Raw genomic sequence first — 19,776 nt, 5'->3', positions numbered from 1 at the left:
GAGGTGCTCGAAATCGGAACAGGGCCACAAGGACGGCCGGGCCGGCAGGGTCGAAGGAACGGCGGGGTCGAAGGAACGGGATGTCGGGCCGCAGCGACTCACGCCCGTGCGGCGAACAGCGAGGTCAGGCCCATCACCACCGGCACCACCCCCACCAGCACGAAGGCGGGCAGGAAACAGACCCCCAACGGGGCGGTGGCCAGCACCCCGGCCCGGCGGACCCGGGCGTGGGCGGCGCGGGAGGCCGTGGCCCGGTGGGCGTGCGCCAGGCCGGTCAGCGGAGCCGTGGGAGGGGCACCGCTGATGCTCGTACGGACCAGGCAGCGGGCCAGCGGGGCAAGCGAAGGGCAGTCGACTCCGAGCCGCTCCCAGCACAGCTCGGGTGGGGCACCGAGCGTCAACTCGGCTGCCACAGCTGCCAGTCGGCCGCTCATCGGCTCGTCCACGCTCTCCGACACGGCCGCCGCCGCAGCGGCCGGCGAACTACTGGCACCCAGACAGGCGGCCAACAGCTGCGCAGCGAGCGGGAGTTGCCGGGTGAGGTGGTCCTGCTCCGCCGCAGCCCGGCGAGCAGCAGGGGAACGGACCCGGGGCAGCCACCTACGCGCCGCCGCCCCGGCCAGCAGACCCACCCCCAAGCCGGCCGGGCCACCCACCAACACGGCTGCTCCACCACCGACCAGCACCGGAAGCACCCGCTCCAGCAGCACCGTCCGGCTGACGCCCCGCGCGGTCATGGCCCGGCCGAGACGTCCACCACCCGGCCGCCACACGCGCCGGGCCCCGATCGAGCGCTGCCACCTCCTGATCCGGCGCCGGATCACCCACCCTCGGACCACCTGGGCCACGCCCGCTCCGACCGTGACCGCTGCCGCTCCAGCGAACAGCAGCAGTGGCAGCAACTCCCGCCTCACCACGCCGCCTCGGCCTGCACGGACGGGGCGCTCCGCCCGACCCACTGGTCCTGGGGCCGGCCCTCGGGCGAGGTCCGGGAGATCCCGCACCGGGCCACGCCCCGGCTACCGCCGTCCTCGCCCAGGGCTCCCGGCACCCCGTCGCGGGGCTTCCCCCGCTCCCGCCGCTCGGGCGCACCCTCGGCGGCCCGGACGATCCTCGCCGTCCACGCCAGCCCGGCTGCCTCCAGCACGGCACCGGCCACCAGGCAGGCCAGACCGGCCGGGGTGTGCAGCAGGATCCGGACCGGATCGGCACCGAGTGCGGCGCCGAGTAGCAAGCCGATCAAGGGGAGGGCCGCAAGCAGCGCGACGGTGGTCCTCGGCCCCGCCAACTCCCCCGTGATCTCCTCGACCAGGGCGCGCTCCGCCCTGAGCGCGTCGGCGAGTTGGTCGAGGCCCGGGGCGAGACCGGTGCCGCTCTCGGCGGTGACCTGCCAGCAGGCCGCCAGCGCCGCCGCGCCCCGGCCGCCGGGCAGTTCGGCGATCAGGCGCAGGGCGGCCGGGACGTCGGCCCCGTACCGGCCGGCCGTCAACCGCGCTGCGGGCTCCGCGCCGAGGCCGTCCCTCAGCCCCGAGGGGCGGCTCATCAGTAGGGCCAGCGCCTGCCCCGCCGTGGCTCCGCTGCGGAGTTCGGCGGCCAGCCCCTCGCAGAGCTCGATCACTGCCGAGGCCCGCCGCCGCGCCTCGGCAGCCCTCCGCCGTCGGCCCCGCCAGCGCCGCACCGGGACCACGCCCGCGACGGCCAGGAGGACCGGCACCGGCGAGAGGGTGAACTGACCGATCACCAATCCAGCCGGCACCAGCAGGAGTTCGACCACCAGCCACGGCGGCCGGGCGGTCCCGAGCGCCAGCAGCCGCCCGCGGCGGCCATGGCTCGCCACCGCCACACCCAGGAGGGAACGGGCCCGGATCGCCACCTTGGCCCGCCGCCTCAGTCCGAGCCAGAGGCCGACGGCCACACCTCCGGCCCCGGCGACAGCCAGCATCTGCCCGGCCATCATCGGCACCCCTCCCCGTCCGCACTCCTGTCGGCACCGCTGCCGCCTCCGGACGGCACCGCCCGCGCACCGCTCTGCAACAGGCACCAAGCCGTCACCGTGACCCCGCAGAGCGCCGCCGCCCAGAGCAGCTCCACCTGCCGGAGGCTCATCGCGCCACCTCGTCCACCGCCCCGGCCGTCCCGAACCCCGTCGTGGTCGGCGCCACGGTCCCGCCCACCGCTGCCGGGATGTCCGGCAGTCCGATTCCCCGTTCGGTGCAGCGGCGGCGCAGCCGCTCCCACCCGGGCCCCGGCAGGGCCACGCCGCCGGCCGTGAAGGTCACCGCCGGCACTGTCACGGCTAGCCCCCGGTCATCGCCGACCAGCATGTGGAGCTCCGCCACCCGGCGGCGCCCGGTCCGCTGGTCCCGGACCAGGTGGACCACCACGTCCAGCGCGGCCCGGAGTTGACTGTGGAGCGACAGCCGGTCCAACCCCGCCTGCGAGCCGAGTGCCTCCAGCCGGGCCGGGACGTCCGCCGCCGTGTTGGCGTGCACCGTGCCGCAGCCACCCTCGTGGCCGGTGTTGAGAGCGGAGAGCAGGTCGACCACCTCCTCGCCCCGGACCTCGCCGACCACTACCCGGTCGGGCCTCATCCGCAGGGCCTGTCGCACCAGGTCCCGAAGGGTCAGCTCGCCGAGCCCCTCCTGATTCGGCGGCCGGCTCTGGAGCCGCACCACGTGCGGGTGGTCGGGTCGGAGCTCGGCCGAGTCCTCGGCGAGCACGATCCGCTCGTCCGGCCCGACCAGACCGAGCAGGGCCGCCAGCAGGGTGGTCTTGCCCGTGCCCGTCCCGCCGGAGATCAGCAGGGAGAGCCGGGCCCGGAGCACTGCGGTGAGCAGCTCGACCCCGACCGGGGACAGCGCGCCTCCGGCCGCCAGCTCGTCCAGGGTGAACGGGCGGGCGCGGCAGATCCGGAGCGAGATGTGGGTGCAGCCGGCGGCGATCGGCGGCAGTACGGCGTGCAGGCGGGTGCCGTCCGGCAGCCGGGCGTCCACCCAGGGTCTGGCGTCGTCGAGGCGCCGCCCGGCCGCCGTGGCCAGGCGGTGCGCCAGCCTCCGCACCGCCTCGGCATCGGTGAAGCGGACCTCGGACATCCGGCGCAGGCCCGCTCCCCGGTCGACCCACACCTCGTCGGGCCCATTGACCAGCACGTCCGTCACGTCCGGCTCGCGGAGCAGACCATCCAGCGGCCCAGCCCCGACCAGCTCGGAGCGCAGCACCCGGACCGCGTCCAGCACGTCGTCCCCGCCCAGCGGCGGCCTCGCGGCCCGCAGCGCAGCCGCCACCGATCCAGCCGTGGGCGCGGCACCGGCCTCGGCCAACCGGATCCGCACCGCATCGATCAGCGCCGCCGCCCGATCGTCCGTCACCCGTCGGGGAACCGCAGGGCCGCCAAAACCTCCGGCACCCCCCGGACTGCCCGGGCCACCCCGACCGTCGCTGCGGAGCCTGCTCCCGGAGAACCGGTCCTCCTCCCCGGCGCGCTGACGCCCGATCAACGGCCGGCGCGGTACGGCACGTTCGGCGCTCCGACTCGCGGCCGGACCTCCCGGTCCGATGGCCGGCCGGCCGGGCCAGGGGATTCCGGCATCCGCCGCCCCCCGCCCCGGCTCCATCTCTTCGGGCCACTGCGACCCACTCTGACGATCCGTCACGGCGCTCCTCCTTCGACTGTCTGGACGGGCGGCATCGCCTCGGCCAGGAAACGTGTGCAGAACCGGGCCAGCGGGCCCCGCTCGCGTATGCCGGGCGGGGATCCGCGCTCGACGTCCACCGTCAGGCCGGGCTCCGGCGGCAGCTCGCCCGCCAGCCGGAGCCGGAGCCCCCGGGCCACCTCCGTCCCGGTGAGCCCGGCCGGCCCTGGCACCCGGACCACTGCACGCAGATCGTCCAGCCGCATCCGGACTGCGGCCGAGACCCGGTCGGCCGCCGCCATCGCGCGCAGCTCGGCAGGCACCACCAGGAGTCCGGTGTCGGACTGCTCGAGGGCCTGCCCGGCAGCCGGATCGAGGTGCCGGGGCAGGTCGAGGACCACCAGGCCGCCCCGGCGCCGGGCGGCCGCCAGGACGCTGTGCATGGCCTCGGGCGGCACCGCCAGGGTGTCCCCTCTGTCCCAGGACAGGGCCGTCATCCGGTGCAGGGCCGGCAGCGCCTTGGCCAGTTCCGTGCCGCTCACCCGGCCCCGGGAGCCGGCCAGGTCGGGCCAGCGCAGGCCGCTGGCCTCTTCCCCGCCGAGCAGCACGTCGAGCCCGCCGCCCAGCGGGTCGGCGTCGATCAGCATGGTGCGGTGTCCGGTGCGGGCCGCCGTGACGGCGAGGGCGCAAGCGAGGGTGGAGGCCCCGGCCCCACCCCGGCCGCCGAGCACCGCCACGGTGAGGGCCGGGGTACCGACGCCCTCGGCCGCGTCGGCGATCCGGTCGAGCAACCATGCCTGCGCATCGGGCAGGAACAGCACGTGCTCGGCGCCGAGTTGGACCGCCCGGACCCAGATGTCGCAGTCGTCCAGGTCGAGCCCGAGCAGCAGCACCCCGGCGCGCCTGCTGAGGCCGGCGCAGCGCTCGGCGAGGTCGTCGCCGACCAGGACCAGCGGCGCCTTCTCCCACAGGCTCCGGGGCGGCGGAGCCCCTGCGAGGAGCTGGGGGTCGGTCCCGGCAGCGGCGCACAGCCTCAGCAGGTGCTCGGTGAGCGCCTGGTCCTCGGTGACGATCAGCGGCCCCGGCAGGGCTGACCGTTCGGTCGTGGGCGTCGACATGGCTGCCTCCCCGGCGTGGTGCGGCCGGGCGGTACCCGGCCGGACACCACCGTGCGGGTGGACGAACGGTCCGTCGGCCGAGGTCCCTTTGCCTGTGGATAACCCGGGGCTGTGGATAACCGAGTTCACTCACACGGGGGGTGATTGCGCAATGAATTGACGCCGATGACGTCACGGAGAAGATCCGGAGGATTTCGAACAGTGGCAATCGGGGCTGATTGGCACCCACGGGACAGTGGTGCCGCACCGACACGCAGAGTGACGAGATCGGATCGCCCGCCGGCTGCGGCGCCGGGCGCCGTCGAGCCTCGAGGTGGTCTCCGCGAGCCGCCCCCGTGAGCCATCAGGCCCGGAAAATGGGCCTGGACGTGCGACGACCCCCGCCGGGGGGGAGAGCGGGGGTCGTCTATCCACGGTCCGACTCGGGGGGGAGGAGCCGGACCGGGTTAGCACGGTCGCGAACGATCCGTGACTTCCATGGTGTACCCGAAGGCCCAGAAACACAAACCCGAGCGCCTGCGAGTACGCCATATGGCGGGGTGTTTCACCCGGCCAACTATCCTCTGATCCCGTGGACACCACCGAGAACGCCGACACCGCCGACCACGGCGAGAACTCCGCCCCCGCCCCGGCCGCGGGCGCCGCCGCCCGCGCTCCGGAATCCGCCGCCCCGGCGACACCCGCCCGCCCGCTCGGGGCGACCCGCACCGCGGCGTTCTTCGACCTGGACAAGACGATCATCGCCAAGTCCAGCGCCCTGGCCTTCAGCCGCCCGTTCTACCAGGGCGGCCTGATCAACCGTCGGGCCGTCCTGAAGAGCGCCTACGCGCAGTTCCTCTTCCTGGCCGGCGGCGCCGACCACGACCAGATGGAGCGGATGCGCGAGTACCTCTCCGCCCTCACCAAGGGCTGGAACGTTCAACAGGTCCGTGAGATCGTCGCCGAGACGCTGCACGGGATGATCGACCCGATCATCTACGACGAGGCCGCCTCGCTGATCGAGCAGCACCACCAGGCGGGCCGCGACGTGGTGATCGTCAGCAGCTCCGGCTCGGAGGTCGTGGAGCCGATCGGCCAACTGCTGGGCGCCGACCACGTCATCGCGACCAGGCTGCAGGTCGAGGAGGGCCGCTACACCGGGGAGATCGAGTACTACGCCTATGCCGAGACCAAGGCGGAGGCGATCCGGGAGCTGGCCGGACGCGAGGGCTACGACCTCACCAACTCCTACGCCTACAGCGACTCCTCGACCGACCTGCCACTCCTGGAGGCAGTCGGCCACCCCTCCGCGGTGAACCCCGACCGGGCCCTCCGCAAGGAGGCCGCGGCCCGCGACTGGCCGGTGCTCCGCTTCGAGCGGCCGGTCGAACTCCGGCGGCGCCTCCCCGAGTTCGGCGCCCCGAGCCGGTCAGCCCTGCTGGCGGTCGCGCTCGGCGCCGCCGCCCTGACTGCCGGGCTGCTCTGGTACGCGGCCAAGCACCGCCGCCCCGGGCCGGCGGGCCCGGTCGCCTGATCCGATCCGGACAGTCAGGCGAATCGGACAAAGGGTGAAGAAAATCCCATTTCGAGTTCCCCTTTGCCCGGAATCGCGGTAGAAAGGACTTACGGCCCGCGAGACCCGGTCAGGACCCACGAGAGGTCAAACCGACAACGCATCATCAGGCCCCACGGACCGCGTACAGATCACTGAGCACCCACATGCAGCCGACCCGCTGTCGGGCCGCCGCACCAGGTGAACGGGCACGAGATCCCCGCCTGATGGGCACTGAACGGTGCATGCTTGGTCACCCGGTACCTGTACCAGCGGCGGCGCCCAGTACCACCGGGCGCCGCCGCAACCACGTTCCCGGCCGGCAGGTCAGCTCCGGCCCGCGCTCGGGTCAGACCATCCCGCGCTGCATGGCCTCGCAGACCGCCGTGCTCTCCCGGACCCCCAGCCCGACCGCCCGGCCGCAGTGCGTGATCCAGGCGGCCATCCCGTCGGCGCTGCCGCTCGAGTAGCCGAGCAGCGCCTCCTGGTAGGCCGCCGTGCCCAGTTCCGCCAGGCCGACCTCGGCCGGGCAGATCGACTTCGGGTCGAGCCCCTCGGCGATCAGCACGATGCGCTGGGCAGCCCGTGCGACGACGCCGTTGTGCGAGGCGAACGGGCGCAGGGCGAGCAACTCGCCGTGGACCACCGAGGCGACCACCAGGGCGGGCGCGCCCGACCCCGGGGCACGGTCGGCACGGGCCACCAGCAGCTGTGCCAACTGGTCCAGCCGGGCCGCCGCTTCGGCGGCGGGCGGCGCGGCGGGCAGCCGGCCGGCGAACGGCCCACCTCCCACGGCCGGCCCCTCGACCGCTTCCAGGGCGAGCGGAAAGAGCTCCTCGGCCCGCTCGTCGCCACGTCGGGGGCGGCCGGCCTGCTCCGCCGGGCTCCCCTCTCCGACCGCCAACAGGTGCAGGCGGGCGAGCACCTGGAGCGGCGAGTGCCGCCAGACGCTGAGCAGCTGACCGACCTCGGCGGAGACCCGCAGGGCCCCACCGAGCACCCGCGCCTGCTCGTCGGCACCGAAGTCGCTGCGGCGCCGCACCTCCTCCAACGGCCAGTCCGCACCGTCCAGTGCGGCGGAGGCCCGAGCTCCGCGCAGGGCCGATTCCGAGGTCACCTCAGCGGCCCGGCGGCGCATCACCCGGTGGCCGTACAGCCGGTCCGCTGCCTTGCGCACCTCCGCGACGGCCTCGGGGACTCCGGGGAGACCGGCCAACGGGGCGAGGGGATCAGTTCCAGTGGTCACCTACCCGAGGGTAATGAACCCGCCTCCCGGGACTCCACAGCAACCCCACCATCACCCGTTCGAGGCAATCCGCACGACCCGTCCTCCCGGGCCCCCTCCGCCTCGCTAGCATGACAGCTATCGGTGACGATAACGATTACCAAATACCGAGCACCACGGCCGGCCGGATCGCGGCCGCCCCGGCCGCACCACGGCCGACCCCGAGAGCCAGCAGCCAGAGAGCCAGCCCGAGAGCCGGAGCCTCAAGATGAAGATCGCCTTCGTGGGCAAGGGCGGCAGCGGCAAGACCACGCTGTCCGCACTGTTCATCCGCCACCTCGCCGCGGCGGGACGCCCGGTGATCGCGGTCGACGCCGACATCAACCAACACCTCGGCCCGGCCCTCGGCCTGACGGACGATCAGGCAGCCGCGCTGCCCTCGCTCGGCGCCCACCTGCCCGAGATCAAGGAGTACCTGCGCGGGACGAACCCGCTGATCCGCTCAGCCGAGGAGATGATCAAGACCACCCCTCCCGGCCCGGGATCCCGCCTGCTGCGGATCGTCGAGGAGAATCCGGTCTACACCGCCTGCGCCCGGCCGGTGGCACTGGACGAGGGATCGGTGCGCCTGCTCGCCACCGGCGCATTCACCGAGCAGGACCTCGGCGTGGCCTGCTACCACTCCAAGGTCGGGGCGGTGGAGCTGCTGCTGAACCACCTGCTGGACGGCCGGGGCGAGTACGTGGTGATGGACATGACCGCGGGATCGGACTCCTTCGCCTCCGGCCTGTTCACCCGATTCGACCTGACCTTCCTGATCGCCGAGCCGACCCGGAAGGGCATCTCCGTCTACCGCCAGTACAAGGAGTACGCCCGGGACTTCGGGGTGGCACTGCGGGTGGTGGGCAACAAGGTGCAGAGCCCGGACGACCTGGCCTTCCTGCGCCGCGAGGTCGGCGAGGACCTGCTGGCCTGCTTCGGCCAGTCGGACTGGGTGCGCCGGCTCGAACAGGGGCGGGAGCCCGCACTGCGGGAGCTCGAACCCGCCAACCGCGCCGTACTGGGACTGCTGCGGGAGCAGGCGGACCAGGCCTTCGAGACCCGTGATCCGCAGAGGTACACCGAGCAGGCCGTGCACTTCCACCTGCGGAACGCGGAGAGCTGGGGCAACGCGAAGACCGGCATCGACCTGGCCAGCCAGGTGGACCGGGGCTTCCTGCTCGGCTCCGCGCAGGCCGACCGGCTGGACGCTGCGGGAGTCTGACGCGCCGCCCACGGGGCTGCCGGGCGACGAGGGTGACCCCCGCGGGGGCCGCCCTCGTCGGCATTGGTACAGGCACCCGTGGTCGGGGGTGGTGCTAGGGCGAACCTTCCCATGGACCCAACTGGTTCGACTACTCCCCATTCGAGTGAATCCAACACTCTGATCTAGCACTCGATTTCACGCTGTGCAAAGCTCTCATTACTCTCGGTTTACCGAGTCTTGATTGTTCAAGGGTGGACACCACCATCCCCGCCACACCGTCGCGACCCACGACAGCCGATCCGATCCCCCGAGCACCACCCGGACCTGACTGCGTTCGTTCCCCCGGAAAGACGGGCAACCATGACCCTCGACATCTCCTCCGCTCCCATCGCCTCCGACACCACGGACCACGCGCCGCCCTCCGCCCGGGCCACGGCCCCGGCCGCCGCTCCGGCTCCGCGCGCCTCCCTGCTACGGGACCTCCCCGCCTCCGTGGTGGTCTTCCTGATCGCCGTTCCGTTCTCCCTGGGCATCGCCCTCGCCACCGGCGCCCCGCTCACCGCCGGCCTGGTGGCCGCCGCCGTCGGCGGCCTGGTCGCCGGCACGCTGGGCGGCGTCCCGCTCCAGGTGACCGGCCCGTCCGCCGCCCTGACGGTCGTGGTGGCCGGGCTGATCACCCAGTTCGGCTGGCAGCTCACCTGCGCGGTCGTGGTCGTGGCCGGCCTGCTGCAGCTGCTGCTCGGCTCGCTCCGGGTGGCCCGGGCGGCGCTCGCCGTCTCGCCCGCCATCGTGCACGGCATGCTGGCCGGCGTCGGGCTCACCATCGCCATCGCCCAACTCCACGTGGTGCTGGGCGGATCCCCGCAGAGCTCCGCCCTGGCCAATCTGGTCGCGCTCCCCGGTCAGCTCTCCACCGCCCACCTTCCCGCCCTCGCGGTCGGTGCACTGGCGATCGCGCTGCTCTTCGGCTGGCCCCGGCTGAGCCGCCTCCCCGGCAAGGCCGGGCGCTTCGGTGCCCGGGCCACCCGGATCCCGGCCGCGCTGGTCGCGGTGGGCGCCGCCACCGGCCTCTCGGCCGCACTCGGCCTGACCCTGGCCCGGGTCGAGCTGCCGACCTGGGAGCAGCACGGCATCGCCACCCTGCCCTCCCTCAGCCTGCTGGAGCAGCACTGGCCGACCCTGCTCGCCGCTGCCCTGACCATGACGGTGGTGGCCGGTGTCGAGTCCCTGCTCTCCGCCGTGGCGGTCGGCCGGATGGCTCCCGGCCCGATCGACCTGGACCGCGAGCTGCGCGGACAGGGCATCGCGAACATGGTCTCCGGCCTCCTCGGCGGCCTCCCGGTGGCCGGTGGCGCCGTCCGGTCCACCGCCAACGTCCGTGCGGGGGCGAGCAGTCGGTGGTCCTCCGTCATCCACGGAGTCTGGGTCCTGATCGCCGCGCTGACCCTGTCCACCGGCTTCCGGCACATCCCGCTCGCGGCGCTCGCCGCGCTGGTCCTGGTGGTCGGCCTCCAGATGGTCAGCTTCGCCCACATCCGGCAGGTGCACCGGCACCGCGAGTTCCCGGTCTACCTGGTCACCGTGCTCGGTGTGGTGCTGATCGACGTGCCGCTCGGCGTCCTGGCCGGCGGCGCCGTCGCGGGCGTGCTCGCACTGCACCGCCTCACCAGGGCGCACGTGGACGTGGTCGCCGAGCCCGACGGCTCGTACACCGTCCGCACCCACGGTCCGCTGACCTTCGCGGTGGTGCCCCGGCTCAGCCGGACCCTGACCAGGATCCCGGCCGGTGCCACCGTGGCGGTCCGCCACGACGGGTCCTTCCTCGACCACGCCGCCTACGAGGAACTGCACACCTGGCGGGCCGGGCACCAGGCCGGCGGCGGCCGGGTCTCGATGCTGACGGAGCCTCACGAGGACGACGTGCTCGACCCGGACGGCACCGTGCGATCCGGCAGCTCCCCCGGCCCGCACCGCTGCCGCGCCTGGACTCCGTGGGTCGGCCACCACTGCATCGAGCAGGCCGAGGACGATCCGCACGGCCGCCTGATGGAGGGCGTGCGCGGCTTCCAGCAGCACACCGCCCCGCTGATCCGTCCCGAGCTCGCCCGGCTGGCCCGGGAGGGCCAGACTCCCTCGCAGCTCTTCCTCACCTGTGCGGACTCCCGGCTGGTCACCAGCATGATCACCAGCAGTGGCCCCGGTGACCTCTTCACCGTGCGCAACGTCGGGAACCTCGTGCCGGCCCCCTACGAGCCCGGTGCGGCCGACGACTCGGTGGCGGCGGCAGTGCAGTACGCGGTCGAGGTCCTGGAGGTCCGCTCGATCACCATCTGCGGGCACTCGGGCTGCGGGGCGATGAAGGCTCTGCTGGACGGTGTGCACGAGCAGTCCGGCCCGCCCACCCCGCTCACCCGCTGGCTACGGAACGGCCGGGGGTCGCTGGCCCGGCTCCGCCGGGCGCCCGCCTCGTTCGCCCATCGCGCGGTCGGCGACGAGGCCGAGCAGCTCTGCATCACCAATGTCGTCCAGCAGTTGGACCAGTTGCTCGCCCACCCGTCGGTGGAGCGGAGGGTGTCCGAGGGGAGCCTGCGCCTGGTCGGGATGTACTTCGACTTCGCCGACGCGCAGACGTACGTGCTCGATCCACAGGCCGGCGCCTTCGTCCCGGTCTCCGAGCACCGACCCGGCACTGACGACCCGTCGGACACCCGACGCCGACTGGTCCTCGATCCTCCGGCCGCCGGCGCACCGGCGGGCCAGCCGCTCGCCGCCTGAGAGCCCCCGCCGCTCGAGCCTCGCCCCGGCCCGCCCGGGGCGAGGAAGCAGGAGAAGCCCGGACCTCCACGGCCCAGTCCGGTGGACCGCCTTACGGGTCCAGGAGGTTGGCGAGGTCAGCCGGCGTCACGTACCCGGACCAGCGGCCGTCGGTGAAGAGGTGCACGCCGGCGTCCTGGTAGCACTGGTCGACCAGTTGGGAGCAGATCATGTGGCCGCTGTTCGCCACGTAGGCCCTGATCAACAGCCCGACGGGGAGGCGGAAGCGGTGCGCGGCCAGGGCCAGGTAGTCGGCCACGCTGTAGGGCGTGCCGACGTACCCCCGGGCAGCGGCGACGATCGCCCGGCGTTGGTCGTCCGTCAGCGGTATCCGGCCGGTGGACCAGCGGATCGGCCGACCGTCGGTGTAGACGGAGAGGGGACGGAGTTCGGCACCGCCCGGCTGGGCCTCGACCAGCTCCTCGTTGCCGACGTGGACGAAGGCGTGCTCGAAATCGTCGAAGCCGTCCCCGTTGAGCCACTGGCCGATCCGGATCGCGCGGCCACCCCGGCCGCCCATCCGGACCACGGCGAAGTCACCTGGGAGGGGTCTGACTTCGGCGCCGCCGACCGGGTCGGGGAGGGGGGCGGCTGGTGTGTCGGGGACCGAGGAGGAGGGCTCGGTCGGCGGGACGGGTGCGGTCGGCATGACTGTCCCCCTGCCACGGTGGAGGGCGGCCGGCCCGGTGCCGGACGAGCCCTGCCCGCTCTGATAGTGGAGTACCGGACTGACGGACCGTCAATGCCCGCCGCACCGTCACCCCATCCGGTACCGACGCCACCTGACAGAGCCTGCACCGATCCGGCACCGCCACCCCACCCCGCGCACCGGCACCACCCTGCCCCGGGCCGTGATCCCGCGACCTCCCCGCCCCCGGAGCTCGGGTGCACCCACCAGCCCCACCGCCCGACCCTGCTGCCGCACCCGACCGTGCGCCCGACCACGCAGCCGGCCAGGTGCCTGGTCACGCGCCGGTCAAAGGTCTACACCAATTAACGGGCGCCTCTTGTCAACATGGCGGTTCGCCTGGTGAGCTGTGCGCTGGGACACACGGGACAATCCCTCCGCACGGGGTACCCCGCAGCATTGAGACTCGATGAGGAGTGCGCGTTGAGTAACGAGAGCCTGGCCAACCTGCTCAAGGAGGAGCGTCGCTTCGCCCCGCCCGCGGAGCTGGCGGCCAACGCAAACGTCACCGCAGCCGCGTACGCGCAGGCTTCCGAGGACCGGCTCGGCTTCTGGGCCGAGCAGGCCCGCCGTCTCAGCTGGGCGGTCGAGCCCACCGAGACCCTGGACTGGTCGAACCCGCCGTTCGCCAAGTGGTTCGCCGACGGCAAGCTCAACGTGGCGTACAACTGCGTGGACCGCCACGTCGAGGCCGGCAACGGCGACCGGGTCGCCATCCACTTCGAGGGCGAGCCCGGCGACTCCCGCTCGATCACCTACGCCCAGCTGAAGGACGAGGTCTCGCAGGCCGCCAACGCGCTGCTGGAGCTCGGCGTCCGCAAGGGCGACCGGGTCGCGGTCTACCTCCCGATGATCGCCGAGGCGGTCGTCGCGATCCTCGCCTGCGCCCGGATCGGCGCCACCCACTCGGTCGTCTTCGGCGGCTTCTCCGCCGACGCCGTCGCCTCCCGCATCAAGGACGCCGACGCCAAGGTGGTCATCACCGCCGACGGCGGCTACCGCCGCGGCAAGCCCTCCGCCCTCAAGCCGGCCATCGACGAGGCCCTCACCAAGGTCGAGGGCGTCGAGAAGGTCCTGGTCATCCGCCGCACCGGCCAGGAGATCGACTTCACCGAGGGCCGCGACTTCTGGTGGCACGAGCTGGTGGAGCGTCAGTCCACCGAGCACGCCCCCGAGGCGCACGACGCCGAGCACCCGCTCTTCATCCTCTACACCTCCGGCACCACGGGTAAGCCCAAGGGCATCCTGCACACCTCCGGCGGCTACCTGACCCAGGCCGCCTACACCCACCACGCGGTCTTCGACCTCAAGCCGGAGACCGACGTCTACTGGTGCACCGCCGACATCGGCTGGGTCACCGGCCACTCCTACATCGTCTACGGCCCCCTCGCCAACGGCGCCACCCAGGTCATCTACGAGGGCACCCCCGACACCCCGCACCAGGGCCGGTTCTGGGAGATCGTGCAGAAGTACGGCGTCACCATCCTCTACACCGCGCCGACCGCGATCCGCACCTTCATGAAGTGGGGCGACGACATCCCCGCCAAGTTCGACCTCTCCAGCCTGCGGGTGCTGGGCAGCGTCGGTGAGCCGATCAACCCCGAGGCCTGGGTCTGGTACCGCGAGCACATCGGCGCCGGCAAGACCCCCATCGTCGACACCTGGTGGCAGACCGAGACCGGCGCCATGATGATCAGCCCCCTGCCGGGCGTCACCGAGACCAAGCCCGGCTCCGCCCAGCGCGCCCTGCCCGGCATCGCCGCCACCGTGGTCGACGATGAGGCCCGCGAGGTCCCCAACGGCTCCGGCGGCTACCTCGTGCTGACCGAGCCGTGGCCGTCCATGCTGCGCACCATCTGGGGCGACGACCAGCGCTACATCGACACCTACTGGTCGCGCTTCGAGGGCCGCTACTTCGCGGGCGACGGCGCCAAGAAGGATGACGACGGCGACATCTGGCTGCTCGGCCGCGTCGACGACGTCATGCTCGTCTCCGGCCACAACATCTCCACCACCGAGGTGGAGTCCGCCCTGGTCGGCCACCCGGCCGTGGCCGAGTCCGCCGTGGTCGGCGCCACCGACGCCACCACCGGCCAGGCGATCGTGGCCTTCGTGATCCTGCGCGGCAACGCGACCGAGAGCGAGGAGCTGATCGCCGAGCTCCGCAACCACGTCGGCAAGACCCTCGGCCCGATCGCCAAGCCGAAGCAGATCAAGGTGGTCGGCGAGCTGCCCAAGACCCGCTCCGGCAAGATCATGCGCCGCCTGCTCCGCGACATCGCCGAGGGCCGCGAGGTCGGTGACACCACCACCCTCGCCGACGCCTCGGTGATGAACCTGATCCAGTCCCAGCTGCCGACCGGCGAGCAGGGCTGACCGGAGCCGGTCATCACGACCGGCTGACGCTCCGCCGTCCCGCCCGGGCTCGCGCCCCGGCGGACGGACGGTCCTGGTGGTGCCCGTGGCACCGGGTCCCACCAGGACCGTCCGGCAGGCGAAGTGGCCCGGGCGGGACGGCCGCCGGCCACGGGCCCAGCCCCGCGTGCCGCCCGCACCAGCGGCCTTGCCTCCGCCGCAGCAGCACCTCGCCGCCACACCCGGTCGGCCGCACGCCGCCGCCACACCCCGCCACCCCACCCGCCCGGCCCCACTCCGCTACGCGGTCACCCATTCGCGCAGCCACCACGGCGCCAGGCGCCGGCGCCCCCGCAGCGGCGCCCCGCTGCCGCAGCCGTCCCCCCAAGTGCCGGTCCCCGCTACCCCGCCAGGCGGCGCAGCGTCCCGTAGGCGGTCTGGGTGAACCGCCGCCGCAGCCCCGGCAGGGTGCTGGTCATCGCCACCAGCCCCACCTGGGTCACCGGGTTGAAGCCCGCGAAGACCGCCGAGGGCGCCCCGCTCCCGGTGCTGTCGCCCCGCCCGATCCGGCCCCGCGCCGAGCCGGTCGATCCCGCGTGGTAGAGCAACTCGCCGTCCTCCACCGGCCGCTGGTTCCACGTCAGGGCGATCCGCACTCCGCCCCGGCCGCCGCTCCCCCGCCGGCGCTCCACCCTGGGCAGCCGGACGTCGCGCAGGGCCGAGCGCAGCGCCGCCGCCGCACCGCCGCGCTCCGGGATCGGCACCGCGTCCACCGCCAGGTGGGCCTGGAGGTAGCGCAGCATGTCGTCCGCCGTCGAGCTGAGCGCCGCCGCGCCGGGCAGGGCCGGGAGTCGGAAGGACGCGACCCGCCGGCCCCGCCGGTAGCCGGAGGCGGGTTCGCGGTCCTCGGCGCAGGAGGTGTCGACCAGACCGAGCGGGCCGCAGACCCGGCCCGCCAGCAGTTCCTCGTAGCGCTGGCCCGCCGCGTTCTCCAGGGCCAGCCCGAGCAGTCCGCAGCCCAGGCTGGAGTAGCGGTACTGCGCGCCCGGCATGCCGCGCACGGGTGTCCGGGGCAGCGCACGGAGCAGGTGCGGGCGGCTGAAGCCGGCGTGGGCGTCGGTGAACCAGCGCGGCACCGCCGCCGGGGTGAGGCCGACCGGCAGCCGGGGCAGGCCGGAGGTGTGGGTGGCCAGGTGGAGCAGGGTGATCGGGCGTTCCTGTGGGTAGCCGGGCAGCGAGTCGGCCGGCAGGTAGAGGTCGATCGGATCCTCGTAGCGGACCTCGCCACGGGCGACCATCTCGGCAAGCAGCAGTCCGGTGAAGGTCTTGGTGACCGAGCCGAGGGCGAATCGGGTGTCGGCTCGGACCGGTCGGGAGGCGGAGCGGTCGGCGTACCCCCGGCAGACCACCGTCCGCTCGCCGCCCCGGATCACGGCGACGGCGATGCCCCCGCCCGGGGCCGCCCCGCTGAACAGCGGCCTGAGCAGCTGGGCGAGTTCGGGCGAGAGCGCCGAGGAGGGCGGCGCCTCGGGCGGTGCCTCCGGTGACGCCTCCGGCGGAGACGCGAAGGGAACGGGTATCGGGGCGGGAGTCTGACTGACCATCACATACTCCGGTGGGACGAGCCGGCCCGCCCGGTCTGGGCGGCACATTGCCCCGACGTTAGGAAGGCGCCGGGAGTGTCGCACCACGCTGCGGCCATTCGAGGGAGCGCACGGGGAGCGGTGGCCGAGCACCGCGAACGCGCTCCCCGTCGTAGCGGCAGCCGCGCCCCCGGACTCCCCGCGTCCCGACGCTCCCGGATCCCCCGAATCTCCCGAACGCCCGCGAGCGGACCGCCGCCGACTTCATAAAATGGGCAAACCGGACACCACCTCGGAGTTCCCGGACAGCACCCGATAAGCTGTCAAAAACACAACAAGAACTCCGAGGCGCGCCGGGAAGTCTGGTCGGCACTGCACCACCCGTGTGTCCACATCCGTGGGCACGCCCCGCCGCCCCCGCCTTGGAGGTCCGCCCCCGTGGTCACGCCGCCGCCCGCCCCGACCCGCCGTCAGTTCCTCGGCAGGCTCTCGCTCCCCGAGCGGACGTACATCACCGACGCCCTGCGCACCGAGACCGTGGGCGGTGTCCTCCTCCTGCTGGCCGCCACCGCCGCCCTCGTCTGGGCGAACGTCTGGCCCGGCGCCTACGAGAGCGTCAAGGAGTTCACGGTCGGCCCGTCCGCCCCGCTGCACCTCGACCTCTCGCTCGACGCCTGGGCCAAGGACGGCCTGCTGACGATCTTCTTCTTCGTCGCCGGGATCGAGCTCAAGCGCGAGTTCGTGGCCGGAGAGCTGCGCAATCCGGCAGCCGCCGCCCTGCCGGTGGTGGCGGCGGTCTGCGGTGTGGCACTACCCGCCCTGGTCTACACGCTGACCAACTCCGGGGCCGGCGGCCACCCTTCCGGCTGGGCGATCCCGACCGCGACCGACATCGCCTTCGCCCTCGGCGTGCTGGCCGTGGTGGGCAGTCACCTCCCGTCCGCCCTGCGGGCGTTCCTGCTCACCCTGGCCGTGGTGGACGACCTGATCGCGATCCTGATCATCGCGGTGTTCTACAGCTCGGGCATCAAGTTCTGGGCACTCGGCCTGTCCTTCGCCGGGCTGGTGCTGTTCTGGTACCTGCACCGGCACGGGGTGCGCGGCTGGTACCTGTTCGTGCCGCTGGGCGTGGCGATCTGGGCGCTGATGCACGAGAGCGGAGTGCACGCCACGGTGGCCGGCGTGGCGATGGGTCTGATCCTGCGCTGCCACCGGGAGGAGGGGGAGGAGGTCTCCCCCGGCGAGCACATCGAGCACCTGGTGCGGCCGTTGTCGGCCGGGTTCGCGGTACCGGTGTTCGCGCTGTTCGCCGCCGGGGTGACGATCTCCGGCCCGGCGCTCAGGGAGGTCTTCACCCAGGCGACCCCGCTCGGCATCGTGCTCGGGCTGATGATCGGCAAGACCGTCGGCATCTTCGGCGGCACCTACCTGGCGGCCCGCTTCACCCGGGCCGAACTGAACCCCCAGCTGAAGTGGGCGGACCTGTTCGCGGTCGCCGTGCTGGCCGGGATCGGCTTCACCGTCTCGCTGCTGATCAGCGAGCTGGCCTTCCCGGACGACCCGGCGCTGGCCGACCGGGCGAAGGCCGCGGTGCTGGTCGGTTCGCTGCTCTGCGCACTGATCGCCACCGTCCTGCTGAAGCTCCGCAACCGCCACTACCGCGCGCTCTGCGAGGAGGAGGACCGGGACTCCGACGGCGACGGGATCCCGGACGTCTACCAGCAGCAGGCGGGCTGACGGAGCGTCGGCTGAGGGGCCGTCGGATGCCCCTCCCGAAGCCCTGACGGGTGACGCCGTCGCTCCAGGGGCGCCCCGGAGTGGTGCCGGACTGGCCGGTAGGGGCATGATTCAGAGCTGTCGGTACCGAACGCCGAGGACCGCAGCCCACGCCGAAGGAGAACCGCTGATGCCCACAGGAACCGCAGACCCGACCAGCGCCGGCCGGGCGCCCTACGAGGGTGAGCGTTCGGTGGGTCAGCTGTTCGCCGCCGCCACCGCCGACCTCTCCGCCCTGGTGCACGACGAGATCGCGCTGGCCAAGGCCGAGATCCGCCAGGACGTGAAGCGTGGCGTCTCCGGCGGCGTCTCGCTGATCGTGGCGGGCGTGGTCGCGCTGGCCGCCGTCCCGATGCTGAGTGCCGCCGCCGCGTACGGCCTGCACGCGCTCGGCCTCTCGCTCGGTTGGTCGTTCCTGATCGTGGCCGGTGCCTACCTGCTGCTGGCCGTGCTGCTCGGCCTGCTGGCGCTGCGCTCGTTCAAGCGGATCGAGAAGCCGCGCCGCACCATCGAGGGCGCCCAGAAGACCGCCGACGTGCTGAAGAACGCCCGGCCGCGCCCCGCCACCCAGGAGGAGATCGACCGGGGCCTCGGCCGCATCCGCTGAACCGGCGCCCGGCGCTCCCGCACCGTGGGCCGAGGGGCCGAGGGGCCGCCGGCAGCTCGCCAGCCGGGCTCACGGCCCGCACCCGGACCTGACGTGACGCGGCATCAGCCTCCCGGACCGAGTGCCGGGAGGCCGTTCCGCAGCCGGGTGTGACAGGCTCTCGGGTATGTCGCTGACCGCCAACAGGCCGAACCCCGGAACGAGAGCCACCGAGATCGCCGAGACCCCGTGGGAGCTGCGTTCCGCCGGCCCGTGGACCCACCGCGACCTGGCGGCCAACGGTGCCCGGTTCCACATCGCCGAGGTCGGCGAGGGTCCGTTGGTCCTGCTGGTGCACGGGTGGCCCGAGTACTGGTGGGCCTGGCGGCACCAGCTGACCGCGCTGGCGGAGGCCGGCTTCCGGGCCGTCGCGCTGGACCTGCGCGGCATCGGCGGCAGCGACCGGACCCCGCGCGGCTACGATCCGGGCAACCTCGCGCTCGACATCACCGGGGTGATCCGCTCGCTCGGCGAGCGCCAGGCGCACCTGGTCGGCCACGCGCTGGGCGGTTCGCTGGCCTGGGTCGCGGCCGTGATGCGGCCCTCGGTGATCCGCAGTCTGACGGTGGTCTCCGCCGCCCACCCGCGCCACCTGCGCCGGGCCCTGCTGACGGACCGTCGGCAGATGGCGGCCTTCGACCACATCCTCGGTTTCCAGCGCCCCTGGGTGCCCGAGCGCAGGCTGGTCGCCGACGACGGCGCCCTGGTGGCCGAGTACCTGAACGCCTGGACCGGCCCCAACCAACTGGCCCCGGAAGCCCTGCACGCCTACCGGCAGGCCATCCAGATCCCCAGCACCGCGCACTGCTCGATCGAGCCGTTCCGCTGGCTGCTGCGGTCGATGGCCCGGCCGGACGGCATCCAGTTCGCCCGCCGGATGAAGCGCCCGATCACCGCGCCGACCCTGCACGTCCAGGGTGCGGCCGATCCGGTGCTGCTCTCGCACACCGCCCTGGGCGCCGGCGAGTACGTCGAGGCGCCGTACCGGTGGCGGCTGCTGCCCGGGGTGGGGCACTACCCGCACGAGGAGGTCCCGGAGGAGTTCTCGGCGGAGTTGGTCTCCTGGGTCCGCGAGCACCGGTCCTGACGGCGCTCCCGCCCACCACCCGCGCCTATTGCCCGGGGTCCGGGGTCCGGGGTCCGGGGTCCGGGGTCTGGCAGC

The 19,776-nt window shown here is 73.4% G+C and carries 15 protein-coding genes; 7 read left to right on the top strand and 8 right to left on the bottom strand.

Annotated features, from left to right (window positions below; genetic code table 11):
- Positions 1-98: 98 nt before the first annotated feature.
- From ACIRBX_RS08520 to ssd, 5 genes are all read right to left on the bottom strand, one after another.
- Positions 99-737 (bottom strand): type II secretion system F family protein, encoded by a 639-nt coding sequence (locus tag ACIRBX_RS08520; RefSeq protein WP_402294657.1) that lies wholly within the window; start codon positions 735-737, stop codon positions 99-101.
- A gap of 173 nt (positions 738-910) precedes the next feature.
- On the bottom strand, positions 911-1,942 hold the full coding sequence (locus ACIRBX_RS08515; protein WP_402294655.1) for a type II secretion system F family protein: 1,032 nt from the start codon (positions 1,940-1,942) through the stop codon (positions 911-913).
- 11 nt (positions 1,943-1,953) lie between these two features.
- Positions 1,954-2,106 (bottom strand): hypothetical protein, encoded by a 153-nt coding sequence (locus ACIRBX_RS08510; RefSeq protein ID WP_402294654.1) that lies wholly within the window; start codon positions 2,104-2,106, stop codon positions 1,954-1,956.
- The gene (locus ACIRBX_RS08505) at positions 2,103-3,368 is read right to left on the bottom strand and encodes a TadA family conjugal transfer-associated ATPase (RefSeq protein WP_402294652.1); all 1,266 of its coding nucleotides are present in this window, start codon (positions 3,366-3,368) and stop codon (positions 2,103-2,105) included. Before ACIRBX_RS08505 ends, ACIRBX_RS08510 begins: the two co-directional genes overlap by 4 nt.
- 281 nt (positions 3,369-3,649) lie before the next feature.
- Positions 3,650-4,750 carry a septum site-determining protein Ssd gene (ssd, locus tag ACIRBX_RS08500; protein ID WP_402294650.1) on the bottom strand — a complete coding sequence of 367 codons (1,101 nt, stop codon included), beginning with the start codon at positions 4,748-4,750 and terminating at the stop codon, positions 3,650-3,652.
- A 571-nt stretch (positions 4,751-5,321) separates the two neighbouring features.
- Here ssd and ACIRBX_RS08495 point away from each other — a divergent pair.
- Positions 5,322-6,263 carry an HAD family hydrolase gene (locus tag ACIRBX_RS08495; RefSeq protein ID WP_402294649.1) on the top strand — a complete coding sequence of 314 codons (942 nt, stop codon included), beginning with the start codon at positions 5,322-5,324 and terminating at the stop codon, positions 6,261-6,263.
- Between the two features lie 367 nt (positions 6,264-6,630).
- Here the strand turns inward: ACIRBX_RS08495 and ACIRBX_RS08490 are convergent, their stop codons facing one another.
- Positions 6,631-7,527 (bottom strand): oxidoreductase, encoded by an 897-nt coding sequence (locus tag ACIRBX_RS08490; protein ID WP_402294647.1) that lies wholly within the window; start codon positions 7,525-7,527, stop codon positions 6,631-6,633.
- Positions 7,528-7,774: 247 nt separating this feature from the next.
- Between ACIRBX_RS08490 and ACIRBX_RS08485 the strand changes: the two genes are divergently transcribed.
- Both ACIRBX_RS08485 and ACIRBX_RS08480 read left to right on the top strand, forming a co-directional pair.
- Entirely contained in the window at positions 7,775-8,770 is a 996-nt protein-coding gene (locus ACIRBX_RS08485; RefSeq protein ID WP_402294645.1) for an ATP-binding protein, read from the top strand.
- A 342-nt stretch (positions 8,771-9,112) separates the two neighbouring features.
- Entirely contained in the window at positions 9,113-11,527 is a 2,415-nt protein-coding gene (locus ACIRBX_RS08480; protein WP_402294643.1) for a SulP family inorganic anion transporter, read from the top strand.
- Between the two features lie 91 nt (positions 11,528-11,618).
- On the opposite strand, the gene ACIRBX_RS08475 is transcribed toward ACIRBX_RS08480, so the two are convergent.
- Positions 11,619-12,215 carry a hypothetical protein gene (locus ACIRBX_RS08475; protein ID WP_402294641.1) on the bottom strand — a complete coding sequence of 199 codons (597 nt, stop codon included), beginning with the start codon at positions 12,213-12,215 and terminating at the stop codon, positions 11,619-11,621.
- Positions 12,216-12,677: 462 nt separating this feature from the next.
- Between ACIRBX_RS08475 and acs the strand changes: the two genes are divergently transcribed.
- Positions 12,678-14,630, top strand: coding sequence for an acetate--CoA ligase (gene acs / locus ACIRBX_RS08470; protein ID WP_402294640.1), 1,953 nt, complete (start codon positions 12,678-12,680; stop codon positions 14,628-14,630).
- Between the two features lie 380 nt (positions 14,631-15,010).
- On the opposite strand, the gene ACIRBX_RS08465 is transcribed toward acs, so the two are convergent.
- On the bottom strand, positions 15,011-16,213 hold the full coding sequence (locus ACIRBX_RS08465; protein WP_402294638.1) for a serine hydrolase domain-containing protein: 1,203 nt from the start codon (positions 16,211-16,213) through the stop codon (positions 15,011-15,013).
- Between the two features lie 417 nt (positions 16,214-16,630).
- Between ACIRBX_RS08465 and nhaA the strand changes: the two genes are divergently transcribed.
- The 3 genes from nhaA (at position 16,631) to ACIRBX_RS08450 (ending at position 19,701) form a co-directional block, all read left to right on the top strand.
- Positions 16,631-17,929: a Na+/H+ antiporter NhaA gene (gene nhaA, locus ACIRBX_RS08460; RefSeq protein WP_402294636.1), complete on the top strand. Its 1,299-nt coding sequence runs from the start codon at positions 16,631-16,633 to the stop codon at positions 17,927-17,929.
- 169 nt (positions 17,930-18,098) lie between these two features.
- Positions 18,099-18,575, top strand: coding sequence for a phage holin family protein (locus ACIRBX_RS08455; protein WP_402294634.1), 477 nt, complete (start codon positions 18,099-18,101; stop codon positions 18,573-18,575).
- A 166-nt stretch (positions 18,576-18,741) separates the two neighbouring features.
- Entirely contained in the window at positions 18,742-19,701 is a 960-nt protein-coding gene (locus ACIRBX_RS08450) for an alpha/beta fold hydrolase (protein WP_402294633.1), read from the top strand.
- Positions 19,702-19,776 lie beyond the last annotated feature (75 nt).

This window comes from Kitasatospora sp. NPDC096147 (assembly GCF_044763225.1).
Lineage (GTDB): Bacteria > Actinomycetota > Actinomycetes > Streptomycetales > Streptomycetaceae > Kitasatospora.
The sequence above is the reverse complement of the archived record's forward strand: the minus strand, read 5'-3'. Positions and strand labels throughout refer to the sequence as shown.

Excerpts from the sequence above, each read along its gene's own strand:
- ACIRBX_RS08465 (WP_402294638.1), bottom strand. The coding sequence starts at position 16,213 with ATGGTCAGTCAGACTCCCGCCCCGATACCCGTTCCCTTCGCGTCTCCG.
- ACIRBX_RS08455 (WP_402294634.1), top strand. The coding sequence starts at position 18,099 with ATGCCCACAGGAACCGCAGACCCGACCAGCGCCGGCCGGGCGCCCTAC.
- ACIRBX_RS08485 (WP_402294645.1), top strand. The coding sequence starts at position 7,775 with ATGAAGATCGCCTTCGTGGGCAAGGGCGGCAGCGGCAAGACCACGCTG.
- ssd (WP_402294650.1), bottom strand. The coding sequence starts at position 4,750 with ATGTCGACGCCCACGACCGAACGGTCAGCCCTGCCGGGGCCGCTGATC.
- ACIRBX_RS08510 (WP_402294654.1), bottom strand. The coding sequence starts at position 2,106 with ATGAGCCTCCGGCAGGTGGAGCTGCTCTGGGCGGCGGCGCTCTGCGGG.
- ACIRBX_RS08520 (WP_402294657.1), bottom strand. The coding sequence starts at position 737 with ATGACCGCGCGGGGCGTCAGCCGGACGGTGCTGCTGGAGCGGGTGCTT.
- ACIRBX_RS08480 (WP_402294643.1), top strand. The coding sequence starts at position 9,113 with ATGACCCTCGACATCTCCTCCGCTCCCATCGCCTCCGACACCACGGAC.
- ACIRBX_RS08450 (WP_402294633.1), top strand. The coding sequence starts at position 18,742 with ATGTCGCTGACCGCCAACAGGCCGAACCCCGGAACGAGAGCCACCGAG.
- ACIRBX_RS08475 (WP_402294641.1), bottom strand. The coding sequence starts at position 12,215 with ATGCCGACCGCACCCGTCCCGCCGACCGAGCCCTCCTCCTCGGTCCCC.
- ACIRBX_RS08515 (WP_402294655.1), bottom strand. The coding sequence starts at position 1,942 with ATGCTGGCTGTCGCCGGGGCCGGAGGTGTGGCCGTCGGCCTCTGGCTC.